The organism is Vallitalea guaymasensis (assembly GCF_018141425.1).
GTDB classification, from domain to species: domain Bacteria; phylum Bacillota; class Clostridia; order Lachnospirales; family Vallitaleaceae; genus Vallitalea; species Vallitalea guaymasensis.
Map to the genome: position 1 here is coordinate 4,118,150 of NZ_CP058561.1, position 15,905 is coordinate 4,134,054.

Below are 15,905 nucleotides of genomic sequence, written 5' to 3' on the forward strand. Positions count from 1 at the left end.
TTTAATGAATATTGCATTTATATGTACAGAGAAACTTCCTGTTCCTCCAGTATTAGGAGGAGCTATACAGATATATATAGACAATATACTACCCATAATATCAAAAGAACACCATATAACTGTTTTTACAGTATTAAAAGGCGGCTTACCCGAACATGAAAAAGTGGGAAATGTAACTTTTATCCGTGTAAAGGGAAGAACAAAGTCCGAGTATATAAAAGAAGTTGAAAATAAGATAAGTTTAATTCATGATAAATTAGATTTGATACATGTATTCAATAGACCACGCTGGGTAAGGCAATTAAGTAGAGTAGCACCTAATACTTATTTTAGTTTAAGTCTCCATAACGAAATGATGTTACCTAAAAAAATTAATCCACCCCAAGCAAAAGAGTGCATAGACAAAGTAGAATTCATAACAACAGTAAGTAAATTCATAGGAAACGAAGTTATTAATATGTACCCATCCGCAAAAGGAAAAGTATTCCCAGTTTATTCAGCAGCCGACATTAACATCTATCACCCTGTAGGCTCTAAAAAAGCAATAGAAAACAAAAAAGAACTATTAAAAAAACATAATATAGAAGACCACAAAGTAGTAATATGCGTCAGCAGACTAAGTCCCAAAAAAGGTCAACAGATCGTAATGGAAGCCATGAAGATTGTAATGGAATCTCATCCAAAAACAGCATTAGTCCTAGTTGGAAGTAAATGGTATGGAAGCGACGAAATAGATGAATTCACCTCAATGCTACACGGAAAAGCAAACGAATTAAAAGGACCAGTAATCTTCACAGGATTCCTAACACCCGACGAAGTACCAAAACTATACAACATAGCAGACATATTCGTATGCGCATCCCAATGGAGAGAACCCCTAGCTAGAATCCACTACGAAGGCATGGCAGCAGGCTTACCAATAATAACAACCAATCGCGGCGGTAACTCCGAACTATTCGAACAAAACGTCAACGGCATAGTACTAGACGATTACGACAATCCAATCGCCATGGCTGAAAAAATAAACTACCTACTAGACCACGAAGACCAAGCAAAAGCAATGGGTAAAAAAGCACGCAAAGACGCCGAAGAAAACTATACCTTCCAAAGAGTATCCAAACAACTACTATCCCTCTTCAACAAAGTAAAAAAACACCACAACATCAAACGTTAAAAAAAGTAAAACAAATATTAAAAAATCATAAATAAATCAAAAATGTTGAATTAATCTCTTATCCACTAAGATTTAATTCAACATTACTATATATACTAACCTTAAATATCTACACCCATCCCAAAAAATTCAATATACTATACTAAATAATTGTTACTCTCTAGCTTTTCTTTATTAAAAAAATATAATAAAATAATACCCTTTCCCCAATAAACCCTAAAATACATATACCTAAATCACGGTGTATATCTGTATATCTAAAATAAGAGTGGCAGTACATACCAGAACCATATACAGTGATAAGAACGCCTTTTACGGCTTGTTGCCACCCATTCAATGATAAAAAGCAACAACCGTAACGAAAGTGATTATCACTGTATATGGTTCAACCACACAACCGTTGTCTACCTAACCACACAACTAACTAATTATTTATTATTTTCAAAACTCCCATTCCCAATAGAATAATAATAACTAAACCCACTTTTCCTAGCTTCCTCAATATCAATCATATTCCTACCATCAATAAGCACCCGCTTCTTCATCTTCTTAGCAATACTCTCCAAATCCATCTTAAAGAATTCATCAAGTTCAGTACATATAATAGTACAATACGAATCTCTAACAGTATCCTCAATACTATCGCAATACGTTATATTAGGAAACAAACTCTTAATCTCTTCAGAAACCATAGGATCATAACATCTAATACGAGCACCCATCTGCAACAATTCATCAATAATAAACAAAGATGGTGCATCCCTAATATCATCCGTACCAGGTTTGAAAGTAAGACCCAAAAGAGAAATGGTTTTACCCTCAATCTTATTATAATGATCCAATAAAATCTCCACTGGCTTCAATCTTTGATTCTCATTAACCTTAATAGTACTTCTTATTATGTTAAACTCACAACCATATTTTTCACCTATATTAACTAGAGCTTTTGTATCCTTAGGAAAACATGAACCTCCATATCCAATCCCAGCTCTTAAAAACTCTGGAGAAATTCTACTATCAAGACCTAATCCATAAGACAAGGTATCTATGTTAGCATCCACCTTACTGCATAGATTAGCCATCTCATTAATAAAAGAGATTTTTGTAGCCAATAATGCATTAGAAGCGTACTTTATCAATTCTGCTGTAGGTGGATTAGTATTTATTATTTTCGTTTTGAACGGACTATATAACTCATCCATTACTTTCTGAGCCTTCTCAGATTTACAGCCTATTACCATTCTATCCCCATGAAGAAAATCATTTAGTGCCCTGCCTTCTCTTAAGAATTCAGGATTAGATACTACATCAAAATTATTTCTATCTACACCATTCTTAAGAAGTAAATTCTCTACAACCTCATGAGTACCTACAGGTACAGTACTCTTGATTATGATAACCTTGTATTTATCAATCTCCTTAGATATTTCAACAGATGCATCAACAACTTGCGAAATATCAACACTCCAATCAGGTTTTGTTGGTGTCCCAACTGCAATCATAATCACATCTGACAGACTTATAGCTTTATTGATATTATCAGTAAATAGTATATATTTTTTCTTCAAACATTTATTCAATAAAGGTTCAAGACCTTCTTCGTATATGGTCGGAATACCTTTATTCAATTGTTTTACTTTTTTGATATCCTTATCAACACATATAACATCATTCTTATATTTCGCAAAAGATAATGCGGCTACGAGTCCTACATATCCTGCTCCAACAACACATATCTTCAAAAGAAATCACCCTTCTATCTATATTGTAACATCCCGTGTTTATTGCTGTTCTACAATATTATATGCTTGTATTAAGATGCCTGTGAAGAATGTTTTAATATAGTTAAAAGTTTAACTATTATGTTAAAACGAATAATTATTATTAAGACAATAATCATTTTTAGGTATCATACATATAAAAATTAAGCTTATGAGCTGTTGTCACAATTATAGATAGAAGGGTAATGTATATTTTTATATCTTTTTATATCCTATTGATACTGATTTTTATGTTATCAAGAAACAATGAACCATTACCTTTATAATCAGAATCCACTCCAATAATTACCCACATCTCACCATTGCTGTTAGTTGTAGTATTAAATGATTCTTGAAAAGTTTTGACACCATCACTCCTTAATGTACTTGCATTACCAAGAGTGGTTAGGTTAATCTTTTTACTAGCGTCTTCTGTATTAGGATTTACGAATAAATAGTTATTATTACCTTTTTCTATAACCTCTATTGAAGGCTGAATATTTACTATAGCCGCTTTTATAAACAATCTATCCATTGGTATGGATTCGTTATTATTTTTTGCAGGCAGAATATCAAATCTAAGGTCAACTTCATAGTTGGTAAGAGGTGATAACCCATCTCTAGAAGTTAATTTTTTAGTTGTATACATAAACATGTTATTATTCTTAGTGCTGCTTGTTAGATAAATGCCTTTATTGGAATTATCATCCAATGAATAATCTGCATGGGCAAAATTGATATCAAATCCACTTGTAAGAGAATCATCATCAATACCTGCTAATCCTCCCATCCAACCATCTGTTCCATTTTGGAAATTATAATTGAATTCTAAGGAGTCTGTCTCTGATGTATTATTATCACTATATTTGTTTTGACACCCAAATAAAAGTAATGAAACTATTAATATTGGTAGTATAATTTTTCTGTTCATTAAAAAACCTCCTATATAACTATTAGTAAAAAAATGTAAGAAATGTTATATTACTATTTTGAGTATATATAGTTATTTTATTCAAGGAGGATAAACAAAAAAGGCAATTTCAAACCTGTTCAATGTTTGAAATTACCTTATAAGCTACGTTATTTAATATCTAAGCTATATTTACTTTTTCACATCCACACTATTAATTTTCTCCATAACCAATGTAAGTATAACAGAGGCAATAGGAACAGATAGAATCATTCCTGCTGCACCAAAGAAACTTCCACCAATGGTTACAGATGCAACAACCCAGAATGGTTTCAATCCAACTGAATTACCAAGGATTCTTGGACTTACTATTATATTATCAATCTGTTGCATTATAAGTATAATAGCTAATAAAGCTACAGCTTCCCAGAATCCAGAAAACAATGCAAATATCAGACAAGGTATTGTACCGATAAAAGGTCCGATATAAGGAATTATGTTAGTTATACCGATTATGAATCCCATAAGTGGAGCGTAAGGTATCTTTAATGGAGTGACAAAGTTGACCACGTATATTCCTATGCTCACAAGCAAACCCAATATGATACACGTATATAATTTTCCTATCAAAAATTGTTTAAGCGCTCTATCTGTCAATCTGGTTACTCTTATAGTCCAATCAGCATATTTTTTAGGTAGCATAGCTCTAACGAATTTATTTAATTTCGGTCTGATTTCATCCCAATCCCTAAGGGCATAGAATGCCATGAATAATGATAAAAATAATATTGCAATATTGCTTATGAAGCTTCCAATTGATGAAATGACTTGTGTTGATAAGCTGACCAAGTCACTTGAAAAGCTTACAATTGAATCTTCCAGCATTTTTATAAGCTCAGCAATCTTTTCTGGGCTTATGAGATTAGTAACAAAAAGTCCATTAATGAATTCACTCAACTCTTCAGTAGTTGGAAAATTATTGACTAGTGAATTAACACTATCAGTAATCGTAGGAACAATCAAAATTATAAAGAGTACTATAAATGCAAAAACAAGTACATAAGTGAGTAAGACACTCAATGTATGTCGGAATTTCAATTTGGTCTTTAATATTCTCACAACTGGGCTTAATAAATAAATGATTATAGAAGCAATAATCAATGATTTGAATGACGAGAAAAACCAAGTTAGATTACCAGGTTTAAATATGAACTTTGCTATCAAAAAAACAAGTATTATAAAGGGTATATATTTGTATGGATCGAAATTATTATTTTTGTTTGTACTCATGATTCACCTCTAAGCTCGTAGTAGTAAATTTCCTATATCACTATAGTAATGTATATTCCAGAATAATGCAATATAATGTATTAATTTATAAAAATTTGAAGGACAAGTTCTTATTAATATATAAATCTGAAGTATAAAATTAATGATTATTGTTATCATAATCTATATGGCAAAAAATGTCTAGTATAAATTAGATTTTTTCTTGACATCAATATCCTAATATTGTAATATATAAATATATAGATAGTACGATATAGTTTGTTAAAATAAATACAAGTTGAAAGAGAGGATATTATTTATGATTAATAAAGTTCTTATAGTTGGAGGGGTTGCAGGTGGTGCTAGTACCGCTGCAAGACTTAGAAGAGTTAATGAAGACGCTCAGATAATAATGTTTGAAAGAGGTAAATATATTTCTTTTGCGAATTGTGGTCTACCCTATTATATAGGAGGAACAATTGAGCAAAGAGATGCCCTTTTTCTTCAGACTCCTGAAGCAATGAAGGCTAGGTTTAACATTGATGTAAGAGTACAAAATGAAGTTGTATCTATAAACAAAGAGGAAAAATATGTTGAAGTCAAGGACTTGAAAACTGGAGAAATCTATAAAGAGACATATGACAATCTAGTTCTTTCTCCAGGTTCTACACCAATAAAACCACCTATACCTGGTATTGACAAAGATAACATTTTCTCACTATGGAATATTCCAGATACTGATGCAATCAAGGCATTTCTTGATAGAAGATCTGTAAAAAAAGTCACTGTAATCGGTGGTGGATTCATTGGGATTGAAATGGCTGAAAATATGTATGATAGAGGTTTAGAGGTTAATCTAGTTGAGATGGCTGATCAAGTTATGGCACCAGTTGATTATGATATGGCACAACTGATTCATGGACATATGGCACAAAAAGGTATCAAATTATTTCTTAACAACGGAGTAAGTTCTTTTGAAGATAAAGATGATAAGACTTATGTAAAACTCCAAGACGGAACCATGCTTGAATCAGATATGGTTATATTATCTATCGGTATTAGACCAAATGGAGAATTAGCTAAAAATGCAGGACTTGAGACTAACAAAAGAGGTGGAATAGTAGTTGATGAATATTTAAAAACCAGTGATGACAGCATATATGCAGTTGGTGATGCTATAGAAGTTGTAGATTACGTCAATGGTAGTAAAACTATGATACCACTTGCTGGACCAGCTAATAAACAAGGTAGGATTGTTGCTAATAACATTGTAGGTAAACAAGAGAAGTACAAAGGAACTATGGGAACTTCTGTAGTAAAAGTATTTGACCTTACTGTAGCCGCAACAGGTAACAATGAAAAAACTCTGAATAGACTTGGTAAGAAATATCAAGAGGACTACAAGATATCATTGGTTCAGCCTAAGTCACATGCTGGGTATTATCCAGGGGCTATACCTATGACAATAAAGCTTATGTTTGATATAAAGGGTAAGATACTTGGAGCTGAGATTATAGGTTATGAAGGTGTTGATAAAAGAATTGATGTCATTGCTACATTAATCAAAATGGGTGGTACAATATATGACCTGAAAGAATTGGAACTTGCTTATGCACCACCATATTCTTCAGCTAAAGACCCTGTAAATATGGCAGGATTCTCAGCAGAAAATATTTTAAATGGTGACATGGAAGTAGTTTTATGGGATGAAATAGATAAGGAAGATAAACAAAATTCAATAATCTTGGATGTAAGAGATGATATAGAATTGGAGCTGGGTTATATAGAAGGAGCTAAGAACATTCCAGTAAATTCATTGAGGGATAGAATTGATGAACTAGATAAGAATAAAGAGATTCTAGTATATTGTGCTATTGGTATCAGGGGATACATTGCTTCAAGGATACTTACACAAAAAGGTTACAGAGCTAAAAACTTAATTGGTGGATATAATTTCTATAAATGTGTTGTGAAAGATTATACTAAGATGACAGGTTCAGATATAGATTGTGATTGTTGTGAGGAGAATGCAGATGAAGACAGTAAAAAAAAAGTAGAGTTAATTGATTCAGCTATTAATCAGGGAATTACCATTAAACTTAATGCTTGTGGATTACAGTGTCCAGGACCAATAATGCAAGTGAATAATAAGATGAAAGAAATTAATACAGGAGACATTCTTGAAATCTCAGCTACTGACCCAGGTTTTCCTGTGGATGTAGAAGCTTGGTGTAAGAAAACTGGTAATAGTTTTATTAAGACTGAGAAAAGAGAGAAAGAGTTTGTAGTTTGGATTGGTAAAGGTAATGAGAATGTTGAGATAAAAGAAAAGTCGGCTGTAGCTGCTGATAAGAGTACAATGGTAGTTTTTAGTGGGGAACTGGATAAAGCTTTGGCATCATTTATAATAGCTAATGGGGCAGCTTCTATGGGGAAAGAGGTTTCTATGTTCTTTACTTTTTGGGGATTGAATATCTTGAGGAAGGAACAAAAAGTCAAGGTTAAGAAATCGGTAATAGAGAAGATGTTTGGTTTTATGATGCCTAAGGGAACTAAGAAATTGAAGCTTTCTAAGATGAATATGGCTGGAATGGGTTCGGCGATGATGAAAAAGGTTATGAGAGATAAGAATGTGAATTCTTTAGAAGATTTAATTAAGTCGGCAATGGATAATGGGGTTAAGATTGTGGCTTGTACCATGTCGATGGATGTTATGGGGATTAAGAAAGAGGAATTGATTGATGGTATTGAATTAGGTGGTGTGGCTTCTTATTTGGGAGATACTGATGATGCGAATCATAATTTGTTTATCTAAATAAAATAGGTATAAGTAAAAGCTTAGTCAAAGTGATAAAAACACTTGACTGGGCTTTTATTGTGATTGTATTAGGGATTTAAAAAATATTATTAACAATAAATTAGTGTATAAAGTTTTAGATATTGTAGTGAGAATAAGTCAGAAAAAGTGTTTTGTTCTGACGTGGCGTTTGCAAAATAGTATATGTATATGTTACGCCAGCTACTTGCTCGTCCTGAGCAAAAAGCTGGGTTCGACGTCCTGTCTCACTACTCCACATATACATATACTATTTTGCTTGTAGTCTCCGTCAATGTAGTTACAAAACCCATTTTCTTCTGAGTAAGAAGATTACTATTGGCTAAGTCAATTCAGTTGTATAAAATATAAATGAGACCAAAATACCTAAAATTATTGGACATTTAATTATATTGTATTAAAATAGTATATATGGATTAATTAGTTAAAGAGGGGGTATTAATGATGAAGGTTTTACAGGATGAAATTAGGAATTTGGAAGTTGATGAGGTGTTGGATATTGCTACAGGTGCGGGGGGATTTATAAAGATTCTTATGGGAGGTTTTAAGAACTTTAATCATATTATTGGAGTTGATACTAGTAAGAAAGCTTTAGAGATGGGCAGAAAGAATATGCAAGATGATAGAATTGAATTTAAGTATATGAGTGCAGATAGATTAGAGTTTGATGATTCTATATTTGATATAGTAAGCGTATCCAATTCAATTCATCATTTCAAGGACTATTCAGAAGTTTTTAAGGAAATTAAAAGAGTGTTAAAACCAGAGGGTATGGTTATTGTTAATGAGATGTTTTGTGATAATCAATCTAATGCTCAGTTATCACATGTTTATTTGCATCATTATATGGCTGAGATTGATACTATTAAGGGGATTGTTCATAAACCAACGTATAAGAAACAAGAGATTATTGATTTGTTGGAAGATGAGGGATTAAAGATTATTAGGAGTTTTGAAGTTAGAGATGAAGTTTTTAAGAATGATGAAGAAGAGAAAAAGGAAATAGAGGCTCTGAAAAAGTTATTTGATAAGAGATTAAAAGATATAGAGGAACATGAGAGATATGATGAGTTTGTTGGTAGAGCAAGAGATATTAGGGAACATTTGGATGAATATGGAATAGATGGTGCGACTCAATTAGTTGTAATAGCTAAGATATAAACTAAGTGATTATATAAAATATAATATAAGAGATAGAAAAATGTGTGTACACCTTTTTCTATCTCTTAAGTATTATATGCCTTTTATCCAGTCAAAGCCATAATTTATAAGGGTATCGATGAATTCTTGATTACCTGTGCAAGTCCAATTAGCCATATAATGTAATCCAAAATATCTTTGAGCCATATTGATATGACCTTGTTCTTTTATAGTGTTTATGATATTTTCAGCATTGGATTTGTCAGATACGTCAGCAGTAACTTCATAGATTGTTTGTAATTTCTCTTCTGTAATAGGAAGAGTTTTATGTTCATATTTTTCATCATGAAGTTTGATGAGTTCTTCAATGTCCAAGTCTTGGTATTGTTCATTATGTACTAGAGCTTCAACCCCAAGTTTATTCCTTGGAGCAGGATATTTAGTAGGGTATCCTAGACTGAGGAGTACAACAGGGAATACACCTTCTGGAATATTACATATGGATTTTAGTTCCATGAAACAGCTCTCTACAGTACCGATATAGACAGAACCTAAACCAACTGAATCTGCGGCTGTACAGATATTTTGTGCGCATATGACAGTATCTTGTAATGCAATCCAGAAATGACGATAGCTTTTCGTTGCTGTGAATGGAGCATTGCAAGCTTCTGCCCAACGACCTAAACGACGCCAATCAATGCAGAACAGCAAGTTAACAGGAGCATTGGCAACAATTTTCTGCATCTCACATTCATCAACTAAACGCTTTTTAGTCTCTTCGCTAGTAATCTTTATTATAGAATATGGTTGAAAATTACCGCCAGTAGCCCCATGTAAACCAGCATCTATTACTTGATTCAGTAAGTCTTCTTCAATGTCTTTGTCCTGAAAAGAACGACAACTAGCTCTTTCATACAATAATTTCATAGTTTCATTCTGATATTCTTTTTTCATGTTTGAACCTCCCCAAAAATTATTATAATATAATTATATACTACGGTATAAGTAAGTCAAATTTCTATTAAGAATTATTTTACAGTCATCCGTTAATGGAATATACTAGTAGATAGTTGATTATTTATTGTATTAGGTAGGATGTTAAATAGTTTAGTAATGGAGGTTATTGTGTAATGAAAAAGTTTGATGATTTATATACAGTGGGTCAGATGTCAAAGCTGTGTAATATTCCTATAAAGACATTAAGGTATTATGATGATATAGGATTACTTTTGCCTGAACATGTTGATACACAGAATAATTATCGATATTATTCAAAAAAACAGATATTATACTTAAGTATTATTAGACATTTTAAGACATCTGGATTTTCATTAGAGGACATACGGAACCTTTTAAAACGTGAGGATCTATCCATATTGGAAAAGAAGCTTGAAGATAAATTAATTGATACAAAAAAGAAGCTTGAAGAACTGGAATATGTTCGTGACAAATTGGAAATGGATATTAATCATTTGAAGATGGGTAAAGAATTTTCTGATTATCTTGATACAGAACAGGAGACATGGGATAAAAATGGAATAGAGATGAAGAATATTCCTATTATACCCGTACTTTTCACAAGGTATAGATGTCCAAGCAATCCTGGCAGTTACATTAAGCGATTCAGTGAATTGGGTTCTTTGTTGGAAAAGTATAAGTTGTATCGAGTGGGTCCTTTGATGACAGTCTTCTATGACCACTACACAGAATTTGATTATAGTAATGCGGATATTGAAGTATGTATGCCTGTGGCAGGAAATTTGGAGAGATGCCCAAATATAAGGGAATATGGTGGTTTTTTAGGAGTAACAATGTTACATAAAGGACCTTATTCCAGAATGCAAGATTCCTATAGTATGGCTTTAGAATGGATTCAGAAAAAGGGATATGCCTATATTACACCTGCAACAGAAAAATACATTATTGATACAACCAGTACAAATATTGAAGAGAATTATGTAACAGAAATTATATTGCCTGTAAAAAAATATCATTAAAGGACTTGACCCTCCAGTAACTGGATGTTTTATTATATGAATCATCATAATAAATAGGAGGTTTTAATGATATGAATGAATTAAAGATAAAAGCGGAGAAGTATATCTATGAAAATGCTAATAGCTTACAGAAGGCTTGTATGGATTATATAGCTGATAAAGGCAATAAGAAGAAGATTATACAAGAACTTTCGACTTATCAAAATGCTGATGGAGGATGGGTGAATGGATTGGAAGTAGAATATCCTGGATCTGCTAGCTCTCCCTTTACCACCGCAGCAGCTTTAGGTTATATAGCTAAATTTGACCTAAAAGATACAAGTTTGTACCACAATACATTGGCTTATTTAAAAGATACTCAGCATCAAAATGGAATGTGGGATGACACAGATAAGATTCTTGCTTTCCCTCATCCTCCATATATGGGACCAGGTATTTATCCTGATTATAAGACTGGAATGATACTGAAATGGTTGTTAAGGTTGAATACTATAGATAAAGCAATGATTAATGGAGCTAGAGACTATATGATACAAGCTTTTGATGAGATATCTTCAAAAACTGATTTTTGGTCAGCAGTTGCTTATTCAGGCGCATTTTCTATGTTGCCTCATGTAAAAGAGTATTCCAAAATTATGGAATGGAGTATGAAGATATTAATGCCTAATGAGTCACAATTTGGGTGGCAGCAGGTAATGGGTATGATAGAGGATGATACGCCTATTCCAGAACAAGCTTATGATATGGCAATTAAGTTAATCAATGAAAATCAAGAAGAGGATGGTGGATGGCCTCATCAATTTGGAACCTATAATAGAGTCTGGTCTGCTATCTATATACTAAGATTCCTTAAGAATAAGAAGTTAATATATTAACATAATTTGGTAAGAAAATATTGACAAAACAAATTACACAATTGTAGAATGTATTTACATTATGCAATTGTGTAGTTATATTAGAACATTGGTTATGAAAATCAATAGGTAAACTCACTTCAATTTATACCTATACAAAAGCAATAAAATCTAGTATAATTATACAAGAATTATGGGAATGAATGAATTCTGGTGGATTCAGGAGACTTCAAATCTTTTTTCGGGTGGTAAGACCGGCCGAGGTAGGTTCGATTCCTACTCACTCCCGCCAATAATGACTAAGACTAATTGACGTTGACATAAATACTGAACGTCAATATTTTTTGGAGGTGGACACGTTATGGCAGACAAAGATAAAATACGTTTAACACAAATGTCATCAAAAGCTGGCTGAGCAAGTAAATTAAGTCCACAGGACTTGGCGCAAGTTTTGTGCCAATTGAAAACTAAAGAGAACAAACTAGATCCCAATTTAATAGTAGGATTAGGTACATCAGACGATGCTGGTGTTTACAAAATAAAAGATGATTATGCGTTAATACAAACACTTGATTTCTTCACACCTATAGTAGATGACCCATATACATTTGGACAGATAGCTGCAACTAATTCCTTGAGTGATGTGTATGCAATGGGAGGCAGACCTCTTACAGCTATGAATATTGCATGTTTCGCTACATGTTTAGAACCAGCCGTATTGGCAGAGATACTAAGAGGTGGTGCAGATAAGATAGTTGAAGCAGAAGCAATCTTGGTAGGAGGACATACGGTAACTGACAAAGAAGTGAAATTCGGACTATCAGTAACAGGCTATGTTCATCCTGATGAAGTACTTACTAATTCAGGAGCGAAAGCAGGAGATGTGTTGGTGCTTACTAAACCAATAGGAACAGGTATTCTGACTACTGCTCTCAAGAAAGATCTTATTACTGAAAAAGAACTAGAAGAAGTCGTTAAAAGTATGAGTACATTAAACAAAGGAGCAGCAGCTGCTATGGAAAGAGTTGGTGTACATGCTTGTACAGACATTACTGGTTTTGGTATATTAGGTCATACTTATGAATTAGCAAGTGGCAGCGATGTCAATGTAAAAATCGATGCTTCCAAGGTACCGCTTTTTAACAAGACATTGCAGTTAATAGAAGAAAATGCTGTACCAGGTGGTGCTAGATCCAATCAATCACATTTTGGTAAATGGGTAGATATTGATGAAGATATATCAGATTGTTTAGAAACAGCTTTATATGACCCACAGACTTCTGGAGGATTACTAATAGCAGTAGCAGAGGATAAAGCAGAGAAGCTTGTTGAAGAGCTTACTAAAGAAAATTGTCTATGTGCAAATGTTATCGGTAATGTACAAGATAAAGATGAAAGTGAAATATTTATAAACGTTTATTAAAAGAGGGATAATACCCTCTTATTTTTTTATAGAATCTTAAACAATAGAAAGGGGGATTTGAAATTGGTAAATGATATCCTAAGAAAAATCCCATCTACAAATGAAATTCTTGAAGACCATAAAATATTAGAATTGGTTCAACAAAAAGGCAAAATCATTATAAAAGATATAATAATTAAGGTTACCAATAATTACAGAAATAAGATAATTTCAACTAGTTATCATAGACAAAGTGATTCAAAAGAAGATATATATAATTTTATCATTGATGAAGTTATAAAATATGCTAACTCATCAGAGAAAAAAAGATTAAATAGAGTAATCAATGGGACAGGTATAATACTTCACACTAACATGGGAAGAGCTCCCCTGCCAAAAAGAGCTGTAGATAAAATCAATGATGTAGCAAGTAGTTATTGCAATCTAGAATATGACTTAACCACTGGGAAACGGGGTTCTAGATACGATAGTGTAGAAGAATTATTAATTAAGTTGACTGGTGCAGAAAGTGCCCTAGTGGTTAATAATAATGCCGCAGCAGTTTTTCTATGCATTAATACTCTGGCGCTTGATAAAGAAGTGATAGTAGCTAGATCAGAACAAGTTGAGATTGGTGGAAGTTTTCGAATTCCTGAGATTATAGAGCGAAGTGGTGCTAAGATGGTGGAAGTAGGTACCACTAATAAAACTTATACAAGAGACTATGAAAATGCTATAACAGAAGATACTAGAATATTATTAAAAGTTCATAAAAGCAATTACAGAATAGAAGGATTCACCCATGAGGTTTCAGGTGAAGAATTAGTGAATCTAGGGAATGAAAAAGAAATTATATCTGTAGAAGACTTAGGAAGTGGTGTATTACTGGATTTACAAAATTTCAATCTGCCTTATGAACCTACAGTAATGGACCAAGTTAAGAAAGGTCTGGATATAATAACTTTTAGTGGAGACAAATTATTAGGAGGACCTCAAGCAGGAATTATCGTAGGGAAAAAAGAATTTGTTGAAAAAATTAAGGTTAATCCACTCACAAGAATGGTTAGAATTGATAAGATGTCCCTTATAGCTTTACAGGAAGTGTTAAGTATATATGTAGAAAATAAAAATGTTAAGGAAAAAATTCCAATAATAGATATGTTGACTAAGACTTCTAGAACTTTGTCAGAAGAAGCGAATATCTTAAAAGAAATGATGGAAGAAAAAATTGGTAATAAAATAGATGTAGATATTATAGAGGAAAATAATCCTGTTGGTGGAGGTTCTCTACCAGGTATTACAGTAAAAGGTGTTGCTTTGTACATTCGAAATAGCAAGATAGGTGCGAATGTATTACAAAGTAGATTAAGAGATAATACTATACCGATTATCTGTAAAATTAAGAATGATGGTATTATTTTAAGTATGAGAACCATTAAAAAAGATGACTATAAACATATTGCAGATGCTTTTAAGAATATTATATATGAAAAATAATCCATTAATAAAAATTTGAACTGTTTCAAAAGAAGATAAAAGGTAATAGATTAATTTATCTTGTAATGATGAAACAGTTCAATTTCTAATAATCCTTTTGTATTAATACCCAAAATAGTAATTATTAGTTAGTTTGATTGGTCTTATTAGCAGATACATTTTCGGCAGTATCTACAAAAAATGGTGGCCATGGTTCTCTAGGAGTACCATTCTTAATAAATCTGAAATTACAGCAATCACAGCCACAGCCTAATGTCTTAGTACGATGAAGTTCAATTCCAAAAGCCTTGAAAATAACATAATCCAGATTGCATAGATAAGGTACTAACTCATCAGCATCTTGATCATGAAAAAATTTAACTATACCACATTCAGTATAATCTATTGCAAGGTCATAATTGATACCATCACCATCATTAACTTCCCATACCCAATCATAAGGATATTTTTTCTCTCTGGATAAAAAGGCTCTTCGTTTCATCTTTATTACTTTTGATTTTGAGAACATCCTTCTACCCATGATTTTTCTTATGAACCTTGGCAATTTGTTAAAATGTCTAGTCAACGATAAATAGATTAATTTTCCAATATCATATAAATCAATGTCATATTCTTTCAATACTCGATACAAGGCTAGTCCCCAACTTGCTTGAACAAGATTAGATGTCAATTTGTTGTCATCACCGCCAATATAAGGGAACTGAGGTATTAGTTTATCATACTCATTTTTGACTTTTAGTTTAACTACGCTAGCTTCTTTATTACCGAACATGTCAATTAATTCAGGTGTAATTGGTTTCAAAAATTTTTCTATTGACTTAGAAAGTTTATCTTTCTGTCTTATGTAATAATCATTCTCTGACATAACACTATCACTCCTTTGTATTTTAATTGTATAATAATAACTTAACAAATCATAGCCCAAATGTCAATGAATTGCAATTGAATTCTATAATCATTATCATTAAATTGAGGTTTATATTTCCTGCAATATTACACAAATGATATAACACTTATTTTATTGTAGATAGGTGAATTATAAAGTATTCTATGGTATCATTAAATA

General features: G+C 32.3%; 12 protein-coding genes and 1 tRNA gene. 8 read left to right on the plus strand and 5 right to left on the minus strand.

What is annotated here, in order from left to right; translation table 11 throughout:
• The first annotated feature begins 4 nt into the window (after positions 1–4).
• Positions 5–1,174 (plus strand): glycosyltransferase family 4 protein, encoded by a 1,170-nt coding sequence (locus HYG85_RS17670; protein WP_212690772.1) that lies wholly within the window; start codon positions 5–7, stop codon positions 1,172–1,174.
• Between the two features lie 428 nt (positions 1,175–1,602).
• On the opposite strand, the gene HYG85_RS17675 is transcribed toward HYG85_RS17670, so the two are convergent.
• From HYG85_RS17675 to HYG85_RS17685, 3 genes are all read right to left on the minus strand, one after another.
• Positions 1,603–2,916 (minus strand): UDP-glucose dehydrogenase family protein, encoded by a 1,314-nt coding sequence (locus HYG85_RS17675; RefSeq protein WP_212690773.1) that lies wholly within the window; start codon positions 2,914–2,916, stop codon positions 1,603–1,605.
• 244 nt (positions 2,917–3,160) lie between these two features.
• Complete coding sequence (locus HYG85_RS17680; protein ID WP_212690774.1) at positions 3,161–3,865, minus strand: hypothetical protein; 705 nt, start codon at positions 3,863–3,865, stop codon at positions 3,161–3,163.
• Positions 3,866–4,036: 171 nt separating this feature from the next.
• Positions 4,037–5,134 (minus strand): AI-2E family transporter, encoded by a 1,098-nt coding sequence (locus tag HYG85_RS17685; protein ID WP_113674354.1) that lies wholly within the window; start codon positions 5,132–5,134, stop codon positions 4,037–4,039.
• 298 nt (positions 5,135–5,432) lie between these two features.
• Here HYG85_RS17685 and HYG85_RS17690 point away from each other — a divergent pair, with 298 nt between their 5' ends.
• On the plus strand, positions 5,433–7,928 hold the full coding sequence (locus HYG85_RS17690; protein ID WP_212690775.1) for a DsrE/DsrF/DrsH-like family protein: 2,496 nt from the start codon (positions 5,433–5,435) through the stop codon (positions 7,926–7,928).
• Between the two features lie 462 nt (positions 7,929–8,390).
• A complete protein-coding gene (locus HYG85_RS17695; protein WP_212690776.1) occupies positions 8,391–9,110 on the plus strand; it encodes a class I SAM-dependent methyltransferase in 720 nt (239 codons plus the stop codon).
• Between the two features lie 72 nt (positions 9,111–9,182).
• Here HYG85_RS17695 and HYG85_RS17700 read toward each other — a convergent pair whose 3' ends face one another.
• Positions 9,183–10,043: a nitroreductase family protein gene (locus tag HYG85_RS17700; RefSeq protein ID WP_212690777.1), complete on the minus strand. Its 861-nt coding sequence runs from the start codon at positions 10,041–10,043 to the stop codon at positions 9,183–9,185.
• A gap of 176 nt (positions 10,044–10,219) precedes the next feature.
• Between HYG85_RS17700 and HYG85_RS17705 the strand changes: the two genes are divergently transcribed.
• The 5 genes from HYG85_RS17705 (at position 10,220) to selA (ending at position 14,839) form a co-directional block, all read left to right on the plus strand.
• Complete coding sequence (locus HYG85_RS17705) at positions 10,220–11,086, plus strand: MerR family transcriptional regulator (RefSeq protein WP_212690778.1); 867 nt, start codon at positions 10,220–10,222, stop codon at positions 11,084–11,086.
• A 71-nt stretch (positions 11,087–11,157) separates the two neighbouring features.
• Entirely contained in the window at positions 11,158–11,961 is an 804-nt protein-coding gene (locus tag HYG85_RS17710; protein WP_212690779.1) for a prenyltransferase/squalene oxidase repeat-containing protein, read from the plus strand.
• Between the two features lie 174 nt (positions 11,962–12,135).
• Positions 12,136–12,232: transfer RNA gene (locus HYG85_RS17715), tRNA-Sec, on the plus strand.
• A 69-nt stretch (positions 12,233–12,301) separates the two neighbouring features.
• The gene (selD, locus tag HYG85_RS17720) at positions 12,302–13,363 is read left to right on the plus strand and encodes a selenide, water dikinase SelD (RefSeq protein ID WP_113674360.1); all 1,062 of its coding nucleotides are present in this window, start codon (positions 12,302–12,304) and stop codon (positions 13,361–13,363) included.
• Between the two features lie 63 nt (positions 13,364–13,426).
• Positions 13,427–14,839, plus strand: a complete 1,413-nt coding sequence (gene selA, locus HYG85_RS17725) for an L-seryl-tRNA(Sec) selenium transferase (protein ID WP_212690780.1) — start codon at positions 13,427–13,429, stop codon at positions 14,837–14,839.
• Positions 14,840–14,963: 124 nt separating this feature from the next.
• Here the strand turns inward: selA and HYG85_RS17730 are convergent, their stop codons facing one another.
• A complete protein-coding gene (locus HYG85_RS17730; RefSeq protein WP_212690781.1) occupies positions 14,964–15,704 on the minus strand; it encodes an L-2-amino-thiazoline-4-carboxylic acid hydrolase in 741 nt (246 codons plus the stop codon).
• Between the last annotated feature and the right edge of the window lie 201 nt (positions 15,705–15,905).